Annotated in this window: 12 protein-coding genes; 5 read left to right on the forward strand and 7 right to left on the reverse strand. The window is 59.7% G+C overall.

The features are described from left to right. Window positions 1-5 precede the first annotated feature (5 nt). Complete coding sequence (recQ, locus tag GFN93_RS15305; protein ID WP_153502190.1) at window positions 6-2,141, reverse strand: DNA helicase RecQ; 2,136 nt, start codon at window positions 2,139-2,141, stop codon at window positions 6-8. A gap of 96 nt (window positions 2,142-2,237) precedes the next feature. Here recQ and chrA point away from each other — a divergent pair, with 96 nt between their 5' ends. The 3 genes from chrA to GFN93_RS15320 all read left to right on the forward strand — a co-directional run bounded on the left by chrA (window position 2,238) and on the right by GFN93_RS15320 (window position 6,132). After that, window positions 2,238-3,383 carry a chromate efflux transporter gene (chrA, locus tag GFN93_RS15310; protein ID WP_153502191.1) on the forward strand — a complete coding sequence of 382 codons (1,146 nt, stop codon included), beginning with the start codon at window positions 2,238-2,240 and terminating at the stop codon, window positions 3,381-3,383. A 364-nt stretch (window positions 3,384-3,747) separates the two neighbouring features. Further along, entirely contained in the window at window positions 3,748-4,416 is a 669-nt protein-coding gene (locus GFN93_RS15315; protein WP_153502192.1) for a TetR/AcrR family transcriptional regulator, read from the forward strand. Window positions 4,417-4,437: 21 nt separating this feature from the next. Next, window positions 4,438-6,132, forward strand: a complete 1,695-nt coding sequence (locus GFN93_RS15320) for an acyl-CoA dehydrogenase family protein (RefSeq protein WP_153502193.1) — start codon at window positions 4,438-4,440, stop codon at window positions 6,130-6,132. Window positions 6,133-6,295: 163 nt separating this feature from the next. Here GFN93_RS15320 and GFN93_RS15325 read toward each other — a convergent pair whose 3' ends face one another. After that, window positions 6,296-7,042 carry a ParA family protein gene (locus GFN93_RS15325; RefSeq protein WP_153502194.1) on the reverse strand — a complete coding sequence of 249 codons (747 nt, stop codon included), beginning with the start codon at window positions 7,040-7,042 and terminating at the stop codon, window positions 6,296-6,298. A gap of 291 nt (window positions 7,043-7,333) precedes the next feature. Here GFN93_RS15325 and GFN93_RS15330 point away from each other — a divergent pair, with 291 nt between their 5' ends. Next, complete coding sequence (locus tag GFN93_RS15330) at window positions 7,334-8,365, forward strand: DUF4062 domain-containing protein (RefSeq protein ID WP_328594768.1); 1,032 nt, start codon at window positions 7,334-7,336, stop codon at window positions 8,363-8,365. A 148-nt stretch (window positions 8,366-8,513) separates the two neighbouring features. On the opposite strand, the gene GFN93_RS15335 is transcribed toward GFN93_RS15330, so the two are convergent. Continuing rightward, entirely contained in the window at window positions 8,514-10,232 is a 1,719-nt protein-coding gene (locus GFN93_RS15335) for a proline--tRNA ligase (protein WP_153502195.1), read from the reverse strand. A gap of 141 nt (window positions 10,233-10,373) precedes the next feature. Between GFN93_RS15335 and GFN93_RS15340 the strand changes: the two genes are divergently transcribed. Then, window positions 10,374-10,784, forward strand: a complete 411-nt coding sequence (locus GFN93_RS15340; protein ID WP_153502196.1) for a PaaI family thioesterase — start codon at window positions 10,374-10,376, stop codon at window positions 10,782-10,784. A 180-nt stretch (window positions 10,785-10,964) separates the two neighbouring features. Here the strand turns inward: GFN93_RS15340 and GFN93_RS15345 are convergent, their stop codons facing one another. From GFN93_RS15345 to GFN93_RS15360, 4 genes are read right to left on the reverse strand one after another with little or no spacing between them, the layout of a single operon-like run. Next, window positions 10,965-14,468: a translocation/assembly module TamB domain-containing protein gene (locus GFN93_RS15345; RefSeq protein WP_153502197.1), complete on the reverse strand. Its 3,504-nt coding sequence runs from the start codon at window positions 14,466-14,468 to the stop codon at window positions 10,965-10,967. Beyond that, a complete protein-coding gene (locus tag GFN93_RS15350) occupies window positions 14,432-16,189 on the reverse strand; it encodes an autotransporter assembly complex protein TamA (RefSeq protein ID WP_153502198.1) in 1,758 nt (585 codons plus the stop codon). Before GFN93_RS15350 ends, GFN93_RS15345 begins: the two co-directional genes overlap by 37 nt. Before the next feature lie 37 nt (window positions 16,190-16,226). Beyond that, the gene (locus GFN93_RS15355) at window positions 16,227-16,793 is read right to left on the reverse strand and encodes a response regulator transcription factor (protein WP_153502199.1); all 567 of its coding nucleotides are present in this window, start codon (window positions 16,791-16,793) and stop codon (window positions 16,227-16,229) included. After that, window positions 16,786-17,997, reverse strand: coding sequence for an ActS/PrrB/RegB family redox-sensitive histidine kinase (locus GFN93_RS15360; protein ID WP_153502200.1), 1,212 nt, complete (start codon window positions 17,995-17,997; stop codon window positions 16,786-16,788). The genes GFN93_RS15355 and GFN93_RS15360 overlap by 8 nt, the downstream gene beginning before the upstream one ends. Window positions 17,998-18,001: the final 4 nt, after the last annotated feature.

The following is an 18,001-nucleotide window of genomic DNA, read 5'->3' on the forward strand; positions in this document are numbered from 1 at the left end:
AGGAATCAGCACTGGGCAAGGATCGCCTGACGCACACAGTGCAGCACGCCAGTGGGCCAGTCATCGGCCAGGTACTCCTTTATCTGGCGATAGCTGAAGGTGTCCTCGGCCAGATTCGGTTGGCTGAGAAGGGCGTCCTGAATGATGCCGATTTCCACGTCGCTGAGGCCAAGCGCCTGTTCCAGTCCGAGCTGGCCAGCGGCGATCAGTTGCCCCAGCTCCCGGTACACGGTCTGCTCGTTCAGGTTGTGCTGGCGGGCAATCGCTGCCGGAGCCATGTTGGCCTGGGCAAGGGCAAGAATGTCGTTGCGGTCCGGGCCCTGAGATTCGGCCACGCCAGGGGGGGCATCGTCGCCATTGAGCACGGCGAGGAATTCCTCCCCGTATCGTTCCAGCTTGCGATCACCGACCCCGCTGACTGCCGCCATTTCGCGACGGTTGCGCGGCCGGATGGCGAGCATGTCCATGAGCGTGGCGTCATGAAAGACCACGTAAGGTGGCACGCCTTCTTCTTCCGCCAGCCGCTTGCGGCAGGCGCGCAGCGCTTCCCACAGGGTACGGTCGGTATCGGCAATATTGGCGTGGCTCTTGCGGGTAGCGGCTTTTCTGGCTTTGGCGATTTCCTTGCGCAGATGCAGCGGCTGTTCGCCACGGAGGTAAGGGCGACAGGCGTCGGTGAGTTTGAGGGCTCCGTAGCCGTTCATGTCCACACTCAGCAGCCCCCGGGCCACCAGCTGGCGATAGATACTTTTCCACTGGTCGGCACTGAACTCCCCTCCAATGTTCCAGGTGGAGACATGGTCATGGCCGGCACTGGCGATCTTGTCACTGCGATTACCAATCAGCACATCGATCAGGTGGCCGGCACCGTAACGCTGGCCGGTGCGGTAGACGCAGCTCAACGCCTTCTGAGCGGCGACACTGGCGTCGAAGGTTTCCGGCGGGTTCAGGCAGGTGTCGCAGTTGCCGCAAGGCTGTTCCAGTGTTTCATCAAAGTAATGCAGCAAGGCCTGGCGGCGGCAGTGGGTGACCTCGCACAGACCGAGCATGGCTTCCAGGCGCTGGTTTTCATTGCGCTTGTGCTGATCGCTGCCGTTGCTTTGGGCGAGCATCTGTTTGAGTTTGATGGCGTCTTCCAGCCCATAGGCCATCCAGGCAGTGGCCGGTTCGCCATCCCGACCCGCACGACCGGTTTCCTGATAGTAGGATTCGACGCTCTTGGGGAGATCCAGATGGGCGACAAAGCGCACATCCGGCTTGTCGATACCCATGCCGAAGGCAATGGTGGCGACCATGACAATGCCGTCCTCACGTAAAAAGCGCTGCTGATGCTTCTCACGCACATTGGCGGCAAGGCCGGCGTGATAGGGCAGTGCGTTAATGCCCTGCTGGCACAACCACTCAGCGACGGTCTCCACCTTGTTGCGCGACAGGCAATAGACCACACCGGCATCGCCATCATGTTCGCTGCGGATGAAGCGAAGCAGCTGGTTACGGGCGCCGTCCTTGCGTTCAATGCGGTACTGGATATTGGGGCGGTCGAAGCTGGAGACAAAGTGGCGCGCCTGAGTCAGGTCCAGGCGTTCCGCAATTTCTGTGCGGGTACGTTGATCGGCGGTGGCGGTCAGCGCGATGCGTGGCACCGTGGGAAATTCACGGTGGAGCAGGGACAGTTGCAGGTAATCATTGCGGAAGTCATGGCCCCACTGGGAAACACAGTGGGCCTCATCAATGGCGAACAGGGCAATGTCGACCTGTTTGAGCAATGACAGGGTGCGTGGCTGAATCAGTCTCTCCGGGGCGATGTAGAGCATATCCAGCTCGCCCCTGAGGAGATCATCTTCCAGCCGCCGCACCTGTTCAAAATCCAGGGTGGAGTTCAGGAAGGCCGCGCGCACCCCCAGGGCCTTGAGCGCATCCACTTGATCTTGCATGAGAGCAATCAGTGGGCTGATGACGACGCCGATGCCGCTGCGCACCAGCGCGGGAATCTGGTAGCAAAGGGATTTACCACCACCGGTGGGCATCAGCACCAGGGCGTCATCGCCTTTTACTAACGTGTCGATAATGGCTTGCTGTTCACCACGGAACTGGTGATAGCCGAAGACATGCTGGAGAACGGAGTGGGCGTCAGATTGCATGGGCGGAGTATACCGGTAGCGTCCCCCGACTGACATCCATCTGACCGTCGAGTGTGCTAGGTTGCAGTGCGATATTCACCAATTCTTGAGTCAGCCATGCAGGATATCTTTCGTCAGTTTCTGGTGTTGGGCCTGGTCAGCTTTGGCGGTCCGGCCGCCCATGTGGGGTATTTCCATCGCCGGTTTGTGGAGCAGCTGAAGTGGCTGGATGAGGCCGAGTTTGCCCGTTTGATGGCGCTGACCCAGTTTCTGCCGGGGCCAGCTTCCAGTCAGCTGGGTTTTGCTATTGGCCGGGTGCGAGGTGGCGTGCCGGGGGCGTTTGCCGCCTTTGTCGGGTTTACCTTGCCGTCCTTTCTGATGATGGCGCTGCTGGCCATCTATGCCTCATCTCTGCCGGAGTGGCTTCAGGGTGGGGCGATCACCGGGCTGAAATGGCTGGCGGTGATGGTGGTGGCGGATGCGGTGTGGAACATGGGAAAGCGCTTCTGTGCTTTACCTCTGACGCGGGCGTTGGCGGTGATGGTGGCAGCCCTGTTGCTCTTTTGGCCGACCCTGTCCGGGCAGGTGCTGGCGTTACTCGCCGCCGCAGCGTTGGGGTGGAAGGCGTTGCGGCCGGCGGATGATCAACCTGCTACCGCAACAGAGGGGGCTGCCGTCTGGCGGTGGAAACCGCTGTTGCTGTTTGCGACTCTGGCGCTGGTGCCGATGGTGCTGGGTGGCAGCGTCTGGGCGCTGTGGGGTGATTTTTTCGCGGCCGGTTCGCTGGTCTTTGGTGGTGGGCATGTGGTGTTGCCCCTGTTGCAGGAGCTGGTTGGAAGCCAGTTGGAGCCTGACCAGTTTCTGACGGGATATGCCGCAGCCCAGGCCGTGCCTGGCCCGATGTTTTCCCTCGCGGCCTATCTCGGCGCGGCACTGCTGCCTGCCAGCCCGTGGCTGGGTGCTCTGACGGCAACGCTGGCGATCTTTCTACCCGGTTTTCTGCTTGTTTTGGGAGTAATGGAAGGATGGCAGTGGCTGTCCTCGCGACCGGCATTGGCTGGGGCGGTGGCAGGTATCAATGCTGCTGTGGTGGGGCTGCTGCTGGCGGCGCTTTACCAACCTGTGTTCGTTTCTGCCGTAAACGGATTCTGGGACTGGGTAGTCGTGCTCGGCGGCTTTTGGCTGTTGCGCAGTGGCAAGCTGCCATTGTGGGGGATGGTGCTGGGGATGGCGGGGCTAGGGGTGGTGGCTGAGGTGCTATAGGCGCGCTCCACGTTACCCCGAACTCTCCGGGTCGGAGCTCCACTTGGGGTGCGAATCGCACAGTGGTTGTGGTTTCCACCCTCGGTGATATGGCTCCTGCTGATATGTCCGCGCACGATGTCGCGTGTGTGTTCTCGACGAAGAAGCCCAAGCGGGTAACGCGACCTCCTTCTGACCCCGACTTCGTTCCTCGACTCACGCTGAGGGAAGCTGCCGTCCTGATGGCGCAGTCAGGGCTTGTCAGAGCCTGATCAACTGCACCGCGCTTTTCAACTTTGAACTTTCAACGTTTGCCTCATCCCAGGCTCGACCACCGGACTTGCCTGAAAACCGGAACCGTGGTTCACTTCTTGTGAAGAGATGAATGTGGATTCCGATTATGGCGTACCGTGAGACCGACAATGTTCGCGCTCGCAAGGCGGCCCAGCGCGATCACCTGCTGCACAGTGCCGAGCAGCTGGTCCGGCAGGGGGGCTTTGCCAATCTGACCATGCAGACCCTGGCCAGCCAGGCGGGGGTGGGGGTGGGCACCCTCTATCGTTATTTCGAGAACAAGCCGGTGCTGGCGGCGGAAGTGTTTCGTGTCGCCACGGAGCGTGAGGTTGCGGCGGTGGCGGATGCCATGACCCTGCATGGCAACTTTGCCCGCCGCCTCACCCATGTGCTGGAAACCTTTGTCCGTCGTGCTCAGGTGGCGCCAAAACTGGCCTGGTCGCTGATCGCCGAGCCGGTGGATCCGGCGGTGGATGCGGAACGTCTCATTTATCGACAACGCTATGCGGAGCTGTACGAGCAATTCCTTGCCGAAGGAGTCAGGCTCGGCGAGCTGCCGGAGCAGGATACGGCCGTCACGGCCGCCGCCATGGTGGGGGCGATTGCGGAAGCGTTGGTCGGCCCCTTGTCAGAGCCCTTGCCCAAGTCCGGGCTGGCTGAATCGCTGACGCAATTTTGTCTGCGCGCCATCGGAGCCCGTTGTGAAACGGCATCGGCGGATTCGTCCAGGCAACCTCAATCACTGCACAAGACGGCGTAACCAGATCACGGGAGATCCCCCATGAATGCCAAGCACGAACACCTCAAGCCGGACCCTCTGGCCCAGACCCATGACGTCTTCAATCAGGCCCGGGCGCTGGAAGGCTACAACGCCTATGACACCGATACCGCATTGCGGGAAGCGGTTCGCCGCCATGGCGCGGGTTGGGCGGAGCCCGCCCTGTCTGCGCATGGGGCTAAAACCGGGACCGCAGAGATCATCGAGTGGGGTTTCCTGGCCAATGAGCACAAGCCACAGTTCTTCTCCCATGATCGTCAGGGTTACCGGGTGGATTATGTGAAGTATCACGAGTCCTACCATCGCTTGATGGCACTGGGATTGGAGTCCGGTATTCACTCCGCCCCGTGGACTGATCCGAAACCGGGCGCCCATGTGGCCCGCGCCGCAAAAAGCTATCTGCAGGCACAGGTGGAAGCCGGTCATGGCTGCCCGCTGACCATGACCTTTGCGGCGGTGCCCTCCATCAGTCTCACGCCCTCGCTGGCGAAAGAATGGCTGCCGAAAATTCTCAATAACGCCTACGACCCGCGCAACGTGCCCCACTATGAGAAAGAGGCGCTGACCATCGGCATGGGCATGACTGAGAAACAGGGCGGCTCTGATGTACGCGCCAACACGACCCGTGCCTGGGCTGTCGGCGCCGAAGGCCCTGGTGAGCCCTATGAGCTGGTAGGACACAAGTGGTTCACTTCCGCGCCCATGTGCGATGCCTTCCTGGTGCTGGCCCAGACCGAGAATGGGCTGAGCTGTTTTCTGGTGCCGCGCTGGCGTCCGGATGGCAGCAAGAATCCGATCCAGGTGCAGCGTCTGAAGAACAAGATGGGCAACGTGTCCAATGCCTCTTCCGAAATCGAACTGCGCGGTGCGCTGGGCTGGATGGTTGGTGAAGAAGGGCGTGGCGTGCCGGCCATCATTGAGATGGTGGCCATGACCCGCTTTGATTGCATGATCGGTTCTGCCGCAGGGCAGCGCCAGGCGGTGGCCCAGGCGGTAAATCATGCTGCCGGTCGGGCTGCGTTCGGCAAGACCCTGCTGGATCAGCCTCTGATGCGCAATGTACTGGCTGACCTGCAGCTGGAAGTGGAGGGCTCCCTCGCCATCGCCATGCGCATGGGGGAGGCTCTGGACCAATCCACTCTGGATCCGAAAAACGAACACGAAAAGCTGTTGCTACGACTGGGCCTGCCAGCCGGAAAATACTGGATATGCAAGCGTAGTCCCTTCCACGCCTACGAGGCCATGGAGTGTCTGGGCGGAAACGGTGTCACCGAAGATTTCATCATGGCGCGGTTGTATCGCGAGGCGCCAATCAATGCCATCTGGGAAGGCTCGGGCAATGTGCAGGCACTGGACATGCTGCGCGCTTTGGCCAAGACCCCGGCAGTACTGGAGACCTGGTTTGCTGAACTTGGCAAGACGGCCGGCAGCGATGCCCGCCTCGACAAGGCCGTGAACGCACTCAAACACGAGTTCGCTGACATGAACGACGCTGAGTATCGCGCCCGTGACATCGTTGATCGGTTGTCGCTGACCATGCAGGCCAGTCAGCTGGTGGAAGCGGGTAATGCTTCCGTGGCAGAGGCCTTTATTGCATCTCGACTGGGTGAGCACGGGGATCGTAACTATGGCACTTTGCCGAGGGGACTGGACCTGGAGACGATCCTGGCGCGGGCGAACCCGTGGATGAGCAGTTAATAGTTAATAATGAATAATCAATAATTAATAACGTCGCGAACTAGGCATTTCCCGTGGTTGAAAGCCAAGAGGCCGCGTCCAGAGTCTGGACGCGGCCTCTTGCGTTTAAGGTGCTTAGGAGCTGGCTCGCGCCAGCTATTAATTATTCATTATTCACTATTAATTAAAGTTTCAGCTTGCCCGCAATCTCGAACCACATGGCGCGGAACGCCTGCGCGCTGGGGGTGTAGGGGGCGAATTCGCCGACGGGAGCCTTGTGGTCGCCCATCTGTTCCACATGGGTGGAGTAGGGGATCCAGGTTTTCAGACCCCCTTTCATTACCTTGGGTCGTTTCACCAGCATTTCCACGTGCAGGTCGCGGTGACGGTCTACCATATTGAAAAAAGGCACTACAGTGAGATTCTTGTAGTTCTTGCTGTCGATCCAGTCCAGCACTTGCTGGAAGGCACGCACGGACAGGTGGGTCGGAATGACAGGTACAAACAGGTAATCCACTGCGGCGAAAATGCTTTCTGCAACCGGGCTGAGCGTGGGCGGGCAGTCGAGAATCACCAGTTCGTAGGATTCGCCAAGCGGGGCAATCAGCTGCTTCAGCTTGTTCTTGGCGCCACCGCCCTCCATCAGCTTGATGTCCGCATTGCGCATGGAGATATCGGCAGGAATGGCATCCAGGTTGGCCCAGCGAGTTTCCCGCTTGAGTCGCCCGATGGGTTGCTTGCCCTTGAGCAGGTTGCCCGCTTTATAGCCGTCTCCGTCGTCTACCCCAAGATAGAAACTGGCTGCGCCTTGGGGGTCCAGATCCCAGAGCAGGGTGCGATGCTTCCAGCGGGCGGCATGCCAGGCGATATTCACCGCTGAGGCGGTCTTGCCGACACCTCCTTTCAGGTTATAAAAGGCAATGGTTTGCATGGCGATCTATCCTGTCAGCAAGTCGAAAGCGGCGTTGGCGGGGTCCATACCCGTCCCTGCCCGGTACTATAGCCGTGAATGCGGAGGCTTCATACGGTGAAGAATGCGGTTCACTGCTACCTTTATTGTTAATCTCAGGCTAGCATGATCGAAGCCGATGTCCCATTTTGCCTGCCTGTCCCGGCGGCGTCAGTTTGGGGGCTCTCTTGTGATGCTGGCCGTCAGGCGTTTTAATAGCCCACCAGCCAATACCCCCCAGAGGGTAATAAGCCATAGGAACAGGTAATCAGGGTGACAGCTTCAAAACGCTATCAGGTCTTTATCAGCGCAACCTATCCCGATATGCAGGGGGCCCGGCAGGCGTTGATGTTGCCCATGATCGAAAACGGCATGATTCCCACTGGGCTCGACAGTGCTGCGGCTGACGGGAATACCCTGTTGCCGGTGATCCAGAAACTCATCGAAACCAGCGATTATTTCATCCTGATTGTTGGAGGTCGTTACGGCCACCTTTCGCCCATGGGCCTCAGCGAAATCCATCGTGAATACATTTATGCCGCCACCAAGCGCAAGCCAGTGGTGGCCTTTATCCACGACAACCCGACGCTGCTCAAGCCAGAGCAGCAGGAAGCCACCCGTGACGGACAGGTTCGCCGTGACGATTTCGTGCGCTTGCTGGAAGAAAAGGTACCGTGCTTCCGCTGGAGCACAGAGATTGGCCTCACAGAGGTGGCGCGAAAGGTACTGCCGAACCTGATGCGAGAGCATCGTGCGCCGGGCTGGGTTCGCGCAGACCAGGCAGCCACGGGCGGTGGTGCGGATACCTCCGCTCTCAAGGCCAGAATTCAGGAGCTGGAAAAAGAGCGCGAAGAGGCCCTTAGTCAATCCCGTCCGGCGTTGAAGACACTCTCCCGTGGTGCCGATCAGGTGGCGCTGGATTACTCCTGTAACGTCTATGAAGGCGGTGACTGCAAGCTGGCCATGGTCACCACCCGTATCAGCTGGGATCAGGCTTTTTCCTGTGTGGCACCGCTGATGCTGAATCCGGCCTCCGAGCCGGTGATGCAGAAGGCACTGGAAGACTTTATCGTGCGCCATGCCCTGACTGACGTGCAGAAAGATTTCCCCCGCGCCCACGCGGTGCGCAACGTGGTGTTGGCCGCCCACTCTTTCAACCAGCTGAAGATTCACCTGCGCGCTCTTGGTCTGATCACCAAGTCCCAGGAAATGGACAGCCGTGGCTTACCTCTTTGGCAACTCACCGCCCACGGCGATAACACCATGAGTCAGGTGATGGCAGTGAAAAGAACGGTGAAGCTTTAATTAATAGTTAATAATGAATAGCGTCGCGGGCCTGATCTTTTAGGCTCTGAAAACAAAGAGGCCGCGTCCAGTGTCTGGACGCGGCCTCTTGCGTTTAAGGCGCTCAAAAGCTAGCTCGCGCCAGCTATTCATTATTCATTATTAACTATTAATTGCTTTCCAACTTGCTCTTGATGAACGCCACAACTTCATCCACTGGCACATCGGTATTTTCCGCATCCCCACGTCCCTTATATTCCAGGACCCCGTTGTCCATGCCGCGCTCGGCGATGACGATGCGGTGGGGAATGCCGATCAGTTCGCTGTCGGCCAGCTTCACGCCCAGGCGCTCTTTTTCGCGGTCGTCAAACAGCACTTCGATGCCCGCAGCGGTGAGTTCTGCGTAGAGTTTTTCCGCCAGCTCACGCTCGCGCGGGCTCTTCTTGATGTTCACGGGTACCAGCGCCACGGTGAACGGGGCAATAGCTTCCGGCCACAGAATGCCACGGTCGTCATGGTTCTGCTCGATAGCAGCGGCGACCACGCGGGTAACGCCGATGCCGTAACACCCCATGGGCATGATCACGGATTTGCCGTTTTCATCCAGTACCTTGGCACCCAGTGCTTCAGAGTACTTGGTGCCCAGCTGGAAGATGTGACCCACTTCGATACCGCGCTTGATGGTCAGGGTGCCGTTGCCGTCAGGGCTCGGATCGCCTTCCACCACATTGCGCAGGTCGGCCACCTCTGGCAGCGCCACATCGCGTTCCCAGTTGATGTTGAAGAAGTGCTTGCCGTCTTCGTTGGCGCCTGCGCCGAAGTCGCTCATCACCGCCACACTGCGGTCGGCAATCATCTTGATGGGCAGATTCACCGGGCCGAGGGAGCCAGGACCGGCGCCAATGGCCTTGCGGATTTCGTCTTCGCTGGCGAATTCCATGGGGGAGGCCACGGAATCCAGTTTTTCAGCCTTGATGTCGTTCAACTCATGGTCGCCACGGACCAGCAAGGCCACCAGCGTGCCTTCCTCGGCCCCTTTCACCACCAGCGTTTTGATGGTCTTTTCGATGGCCAGATCAAACTGTTGCACCAGCTCTTCAATGGTCTTGGCGTTCGGGGTGTCGATTTTCTCCATGACGGCGCTCGGAGTCGCGCGCTCGGTGGCCGGAGCCAGGGCTTCGGCCAGCTCCACATTGGCGGCGTAGTCAGAGCTGTCAGAGAAGGCGATGTCATCTTCGCCAGAGTCGGCCAGCACGTGAAACTCATGGCTGGCGGCACCACCGATGGCGCCGGTGTCCGCTTCCACCGGGCGGTAGTCGAGACCCAGACGATCGAAGATCGCGCAATAAGCGCGATGCATGATCGCGTAGGTCTCCGCCAGGGAGTCGGTATCGGTATGGAAGGAATAAGCATCCTTCATGATGAACTCCCGCGAGCGCATGATGCCGAAGCGCGGACGGATCTCATCGCGGAACTTGGTCTGAATCTGGTAGAAGTTGGCCGGCAACTGCTTGTAGCTGTGGATCTCGTTGCGGACCATGTCAGTAATGACTTCCTCATGGGTGGGGCCCAGGCAGAAGGGGTTGTCATGACGATCGGTGATGCGCAACAGCTCCGGGCCGTAGGCCGGCGCACGACCGGACTCTTCCCACAACTCCATGGGCTGCACCACTGGCATCAGCACTTCTTGGGCACCGGCCTTGTCCATTTCCTCGCGGATCACATTCTCCACCTTGCGCAGGACACGCAGACCAGTGGGCAGCCAGGTATAGAGGCCCGATGCCAGCTTGCGAACCAGACCGGCACGCAGCATGAGCTGGTGGCTGATGACAACGGCGTCCGCCGGGGTTTCTTTGACAGTGGCAAGCAGGTACTGGGAAGTGCGCATAGGAGATGTCTGAGCCAGGTTGTTTCAAGAGCGCACCATTCTATGAGAGAAGGGCAGTTCCCACCAGCTGTGTGTCGTAATCCGGGGTGGGTTTAGTATCCGGAGTTGGCTAGTCTTGTCCTTTTTCCAGTGGAGAGCGTCATGTTGGATGCGCAACAGGTTCAACAGGTGATTTACGAAGGTCTGCCGGCGGCGTCCGAAGAGGGGTTGGTGGTGGAATCCATTTGCGATCATCGTGCCCGTGTGCGTAGTCCTTTCCGGCCTTCCACGTTGCGACCGGGGGGCTCTATCTCCGGGCCAACCATGATGGGGCTGGCGGATGCGGCCATGTATGCGGCGGTGCTGGGTGCACTGGGGCGGGTTGAGATGGCGGTGACCCAGAACCTGAACATCAACTTTCTGGCCCGTCCGGGGCAGAAGGATCTGATCGCCGAGGCAGTGATACTGCGGCTGGGGCGTCGATCAGCGGTGCTGGAAGTCCAGCTGTTCAGCGAGGGCAGTGATGACATGGTCGCCCATGTGACCGGGACCTATGCGTTGCCGGTTAGCTGACAGGAGCGAGTCACGAGTTGCGAGTTTCGAAAGGCAAAACCATCTGGTACCAACAGGTTTTGGATTTTCGTTGCTCGAAACTCGTTACTCGCAACCCCCGATGATCGCCTGGAGCGCATGCCGCTAACGTTTTGTCGGCGCTTTCGCGTGTTGAATGAAGCGAGAAGCTTGTTGCATGCCTTATCGCAATTCCTTCTCCCAGATCAGATCCAGGCTGTTGGCCTCCGAGCTGGAGCGGGCTTCCAGGTGCAGGCTGCGTGTGAGGGTGTAACGCAGCATGACGGTGGAGACGGCATCAAACAGACCGATGGCGTAGGTCAGGTAGAGACGGTCGGAAAGTTGCTTGCCAAGCATCAGTGCTGCGTCTTCCGTTTCCCAGTCGCTGCCCACGGTAATCTCATCCACGCCCAGCCGGTCGCCGATTTTTTCTGTCACCCCACTGCCTTTCTCCAGTCCGTACACGGCCAGCGCCTGAGCAATGCGGTTCGCATCGTTCTGGGTGCCCCCTTCCAGCGGCCGGCCGGTCAGCAGGTAGGACATGATCTGGCTGGGCTCCATGCCGGGGTCGGAGTACAGCGTAGCCTCGGGACTTTGCAGGGTGCCGCCGAGCTGCACGCCCACGGTAATCGCCTCGCTCGGAATCTTGCGGTAGGCGCGGATGTCCAGGCCGGGGTTGTCGGGCTGGCCCTGGAAAATCAGCTGGCCATCACTGATGGCCAGGTTCTGGCCATAGGCCCGGTAGCGTCCTTCCACGACCACCAGTTCACCATTGAGCTGGGGAGGCTGCTGGGGTTCCTGGAGAATCTGCAGGTTGCCGCCAAGGGTGGCGTTAAGGCCGAATCCGTTAAAGCTGACCTTGTCGCCGAGCGTGACGGTGACGTCCATACCGAGAGGAAACCGCTGGCTGGCGTCGCCCTCCTGGTGGACCAGGATCTGATCGTCGCTGACCGTGATGGCGCCCTCTGGCAGTTGCTCCGGATGAATGGCTGCCTCCGGAATGATGACCTGGCCACTGAGCATCATTCCCCCAAGGTCGCCTTTCAGGTACAGGTCCGGTGATACCCTCACCTGCGCATCCGGACGATCGGCTACCAGCAGTCGCTGGCCGGTGAAATGAAGGTTTAGCGCCAGTGGCCAGCGAGCGGGATCCAGATAACCATCAACTTTGAGCGTGCCACTGCCCATCAGCGCCTGCCCGGCGACGCTCAGGCGTCCCTGTGGTGAACCCTGCAATGACAAGTCGATCTTGCTCACGGCGGTACCCAGCGCGGGCACCAGGGCATAGCCGTCGCGCAATGCTACGGTGCCTTCAATGACCGGTGCCCTAAGCGTGCCGCCCAGTTGAACATCGCCATTCAATTTGCCGCTGACATCCCGCAAATCTGCGGTCAGCATTTCAACGATCGACAGGCGCTCCACCTGAAAGGATGCCTGTCCGGCCATGACCGCGTCCGCGCTGAATCCATGGGTCAGCTCTGCGTTTACCTGCCCCAGCGCCGACACCAGCGTGAGACGGGTGTGTGCCTGCTTGCCATCCAGCTGCGTGTCCAGTGCCAGTGTGTCCAGCTGCCAGGGCGGAGGGCCATCCTGCACATTGACGTTGAGCTTTGCCTGCTCGGTCCGCAGGTTGATTTCACCACGGGGAGTATCCAGAGAGCCCTCGAGATGGGCCTGGCCGTGAAGGGTCCCTTCAAGGCTGTAATCCTGACCCAGCAGGAAAGAAAACAACGCCAGGGGGAGAGCGTCGATCCGGGCGTTGAGAGCAAGCTGATGATTGCCCTGACGCGTGCCATCGGCGCACAGCTGGCTGTCCTGCTGTCGCAGGCATAGTTCACCCAGCGTCTGTTTGCTGGCGGTCAGCGAAACGTCAGTTGCGGCAACCTGAAGCCACTCCCCCAAATCGTCCTGGGCAAGCCGAGTGTTACTCAGGGCGCCTCGCCACGCTGGGGGGCGACCGCCAGCCAGGGACAGCGCGCCATCCAGTTGGCTATGCAGGGAGGTGTCGCCTTGTTGAAGATCCAGCAAGAGTTGGTGATCAGCAATCGTGCCTTGCAAGTCCAGATTGGCGGTGTCGAGTGCAGGCTGCCCTGCCAGCGTAAGATCACTGAGAGTGATGTTCAGCTGTTGTGGCTGCGGACCGATACCGAGATCCTTGAACACCGCGTTGATTGTCGCCAGTGTCATGGATGACTGACTCAACTCACTACCCGTCAGCTGTCCGCTGAAACGGGGGGACTGCGGTTTACCCTGAATCTTGAGGTTGCCGGAGATACTGCCTTGCAATCGGTTATCCAACTGGGCAAGTGAGTTCAATGTCAGTTGGCCATTGAGCTGCCACTGCGGCCAGGCTTTGCCCGTCAGCTGCAAGCGGTTGTCACCCCACTGAAGAGTGCTGTCGATGTGTAAGTTGTCGGCGTTGCCTTTGGTCTGGGCTTTCAGGCGCAAGGGTTGCTGACGCAGGGTGCCCGTGGCGGTAATGGTGCCTGGCTCCAACTGCCAGTGTTTGCCCTCCAGTTGGCCCTGGCTATGGCCATCGATATCCAGCTGGCCTTCCAGCTGCGGGGAGAAAATACCGGTGTTGATTGAGCCGCTCAGGGCCAGATCCCATTTCAACGGCTTCAGCTGGACGCTGCCCTTGCCGGTCAGGCGTTGCCTGGATTGACGCAGTGTCAGTTCGGCAATATTGAGGGTTTGATCGCCAAGTATGCTGTCTAATTTGATCTCCAGCTTTTGCGGTTCCTGATTCGGTGACTGCCGCCGCAGGGCGGTCTGGCCTTGTATCTGCAAGGCCGCGAGGGGACCATGGGTCAGCAACTTGCCGTCATCAAGCGTCAGGCCATCGTCATTTTTCAGCGGCAATGGTTGCGCCTGCCACTCGTGCAGCAGCGCTACCTGCCACTGCGCATCGCGGTATTGCAGATCACCACGGGAATGGATGCGCAGTGGCTGGAGCAGATCATGGTTCAGCCGCAGTGCGGTCAGAGGGCCTTGGGCGGTGAGTTCACCGCTGGCGAGCTGTGCATTGATTTGTTCATTCTCGGGCAGTGATTGCTGCCAGCGGATACGGCTGTCGATCGGATAGGGTGAAGACAGTTGCCCATGACCGCTGACATTCAATTGCAGATCATCCATCAGCAGCGCGTCCAGACGGGCAACCTGGAACCGCCGCCAGGCGGAGAGGCTCTCTCCCTCCAGATTCCGTATCCATCGCGTACCATTCAACTGCACGGATTCAACCGCCAGTTGCTCGATGCGAATGCCAATCGGCAGGCTAAGGCTGTCGGGCAGGGGATTGCCGGTTGTCTCCGACTGAGCGATGGCGCCAGTGTGGATACGCAGGTTGCCCAGGCTCAGGAACTCAAAGGTGAGCCAGCCCCGGGGCAGTGTTGTTGGCTTCAGGCTGGCATTGAGCTGGTCCAGCTCCAGGTTGACGGTCTCGTTGCGATAGCGGATCCCCGACAGTGACAGCGAGCCAAGCAGGTTACCCTGCCAGTCATCGACCTGCAGTTCTCCGGGGATGATATTGCTGACCTGGGTGAGCAGCCAGCGATTCCCGGGGGATGTCCCCACCAGGCCATAGACGAGCAGGCAGGCCAATAACAGTAGCAACGCCACCACGGCGAACAGCCCAATGACTGCGCGGCGAATCACAGGTCCGGCCCCATGCTGAGGTGAATCCGCCATTGCCGGTTTTCGTCGATGGCTCGGGCCGCGTCCAGACGAATGGGGCCCAGTGGTGAGCGCCAGCGAATCCCCGCGCCGGCACTGTGGCGCAGCTCATAATCCTCGATATCGTTAAAGGCATTGCCGGCGTCGGAGAATACCGCGAAGTGCCACTTCTCGGTGATGGGATGATCGAACTCGAGCGAGCCCGTGGCCATATGGCGGCCACCGATCACCTCGCCATTGGCATCTTCCGGCCCGAGTGACTCATAACCGAAGCCGCGAATGCTGGAGTCGCCACCGGCAAAGAAGCGCAATGAGGCAGGCAGCTCGGTGACGTCATTGATTTCGGTGTAACCCAGATCCATGCGCGCCAGAATTCGACCACCGATAACAGGAAACACGATCTTGCCACTGGGAGTGAACTGTACGAATGAAGAGGTGGATGACAGGCCCTGATGGGCAAAACGGATCTTGCCGCTGAGACGCCAGCCAAAGGTGGGGTAGACCGGGTCGTTGGCCTTGATACGACTGAGCTGGTAGCCCGGCATGATCAGTTCGGCCTGATCCACCTCATCGGCGATTTGCCAGGTTTCCCGCAGGTACTCCAGCGATACTGTGCTCACCCACCGGTTGTTGAGTTCGACGATGTAGTCCGCACCGGTCATCCAGCGTTCATTGGTATTGCTGTCCGTGTCTTCGTTGACGTAACTGGTATGCAAGTCCAGACGCTCATGCAGCGGATCCGAGAGCGGAATCTGATAGCTGGCCCCGGCGCCTTGCTCCACTTCGGAGAGCTGGGTTTCCGCCCGGAAGCGATGCCCCTGCCGATTGACCCTGCGGTTTTCGATACCGAGGCGGATCCGCGGCCCGGTATCGGTGCTGAAACCCACCCCTGTGAGCAGCGACCAACGATGATTGTCGCTCAGGGTGATACTGATCGGGATCACTCGGGTATTCGGGTCGGCAGCGCCTTTCTGGATGCGGGCAGCACTGAAATAGCCCGCGCCCAGATAGGCTTGCTGGGTTTCCAGCACTCGCTTGCTGTCAAAGGGCTGGCCTTCCCTGAACTGCACATAGGCATCAATGAGTGCCGGATCCAGTTCACTGCCTGACACCTCGACCTTGCCAAACCGGTAGCGTGGGCCGCTGTCCACATGCAACACGATGGTCGCTTTGCGCGTGCGGGTATCCACATTCAGTTCATGGCGTTTGAGGCTGCCTTCCATGTAGCCGCGATTGATCAGGCTCTGCTGGAGGTTTCGTTTCAGACGGGTGTAGCGATCATGTTGCAGGCGCTCGCCAATGTGCAGCGAATCTTCATCCACCAGTGCCTGGAATACCGGATCATTCGCCGCGTCTCCCTGTAAACGAATGTCCGCGCGGGCGAGGATCACCGCAGGGCCGGTGCGTACATCAAGGCTAACCGTGGCACAGGCGCCGCCGGTGTTCGCTGACAGGGTCAGCTGGCTTTCGTAATAGCCCATGGCCTGCAGCCCTTCAGTGGCATGCTTGAGAATCTGGCGACGAATCAGGCCGTACTGCGCCTTGGGCGGGTGGCAGGGATAGCCCTGAAGATTGATCAGGGCACGGATATTTTCGGTGACGATTTCGCTGGCGTCGCCTGTGATGAACAGCTCCGGTTCGTCCCGGGCAAGTACCGGGAGGGGTAACAGTAACAGCAGTACGATAATCCATGCTGTTGGCAGCTTTGGAATCAAGCCCTGGTCCTTGTCAGTCATTGCAGCCAGTGTAAGCCAAGCCGGACCGGACAAGAAATCAGTCGCTGCCTTTTTCCCGCTGGTACTGGCTCGCGCTGGGGCGCTTTTTCAGGCGCCGCTGCAAGGTGCGACGGTGGATGCCAAGCGCATCGGCGGCCCGGGAGATGTTGCCATCATGAGCCTCCAGCGTGCGCTGGATATGCTCCCACTCCAGCCGTTGCAGCGATGGCGGCGTAGCGGGGAGGGTGTTGCCCAGACTGGCAGGATCTGCGTTGATCGCTTCCAGGATTTCACTGGCGCTGGCGGGTTTGGTCAGGTAGTTGTGAGCGCCGCGGTGGGTTGCGGCTACTGCGGCGGCAATGCTGCCGTAACCGGTCAGCAGCAGCACCTTGCAGCGTGGGAAGCGGGCGAGGATCGGGGCGATCAGGTCCAGGCCATTATCCTGTCCCAGATTCTGGTCAAGGATCGCGGCATCCAGGCGCTGAAGCTGCTGGATCAGGGCTCTGGCGCTGTCCGCATCGTGGGCGATGTCGATCTGTGCGGCGCTTCGGCCCAACGCACGGGCGGTCTGCGCGGCCAGCATTTCATCATCTTCCACCAGCAGCAGTGCCAGGTTCTCAGACATGCTGCCTCCTCCCGCCGGTGGGCAGCTCAGCGACCTGATGGCGAATGCGTACCTGGGTCCACTGATGTCCGAACTCGATCTCCATGGTAGCGCCCATTTGTTCCAGCGCTGTATTCACCAGAATCAATCCCATGCCCAGTCCCTGACGTTCGGAGTCGGCATGGGCAGGGCCGTCATCACTGGCTTGCAGGGCAAACCCCTGTTCGTCCTGATCGCTGGAGATAACCCAGCGAGTGGCTCCGGCATCCATGGCGTTGTAGCCCAGATTGCTGAGAATGCGGAACCAGCTGCCGCCATCTGCCAGCACCGGGTCAACGGTCAGATCACGCTGCACATTCAAAGTGGGTGCCAGATGACGAAGTTGTTGTGACAACTGGTCAATCAGGGTGCTGAGTTGTTGAGGTCCAGCCAGATTGTCGGCGGTGTTTTTCTTCAGCCGTTGCGAGACGGTTCTGGCCAGTTGGTCAATCTGACTGACTTCACCGCGCAAACTTTCAGGCAGGTCCTGCGCGTGTTGAAGGTTGTCAGCCAGCATCACCAGCGTTCCCAAGGGGGTATTCAACTCATGGGCCTGATCCGCCAGGGTGGCGGCAATCTGGTACATGTGCTCCCGGCGGCCGGCCAGGTCCATGGCCTGCTCCTGCTGGCGCTGTTGTTGGCGCATCAGTCGCTGGATGACCTGGCCCAGTAACGTCAGCATCAACATCAGGGCCACAAACACGACCGCCATACCGACGCTGTGCAAGCCGCTCAGTTCATGACTCAGCGCATGCAGTGGTGTGTCATCCGCGGGGCGGTGATACCAGTTGAACGTGATCAGATAGCCGCTCAAGGCCAGCCCTGCCACCAGCAGACTGTTGAAAAGGGGCAAGGTAAGAGAGGCCAGTAACGCGGGGACCAGCAAGTAAAATGACAGTGGGTTGCCGGCGCCGCCAAACGACTGCAGGAGCAGGATGAACAGCACCGTATCCAGTCCCAGCTCCAGAGTCAGTAGCTGGCTTTGGTGTTTGCGGGAGCGGTGGCTGAGTAACGTAATCAGGCTGGGCAACAGCATCGCGCCCAGCCAGCTGAGTTGGCCCAGATGATAGCCGGTGTGCCCCAGGCTCTGCAGTAGCATGAGGGCCAGGGTGAACAGCAATACCAGCAGGCTGCGTAACCAGATCAGTCGCAGGCGCCAGCTTCTCAGGGAAAGGCGGTTGTCCATGGCG

Origin of the sequence: Alcanivorax sediminis (assembly GCF_009601165.1) — a bacterium.
In the GTDB taxonomy this organism is placed as follows: Bacteria; Pseudomonadota; Gammaproteobacteria; order Pseudomonadales; family Alcanivoracaceae; genus Alcanivorax; species Alcanivorax sediminis.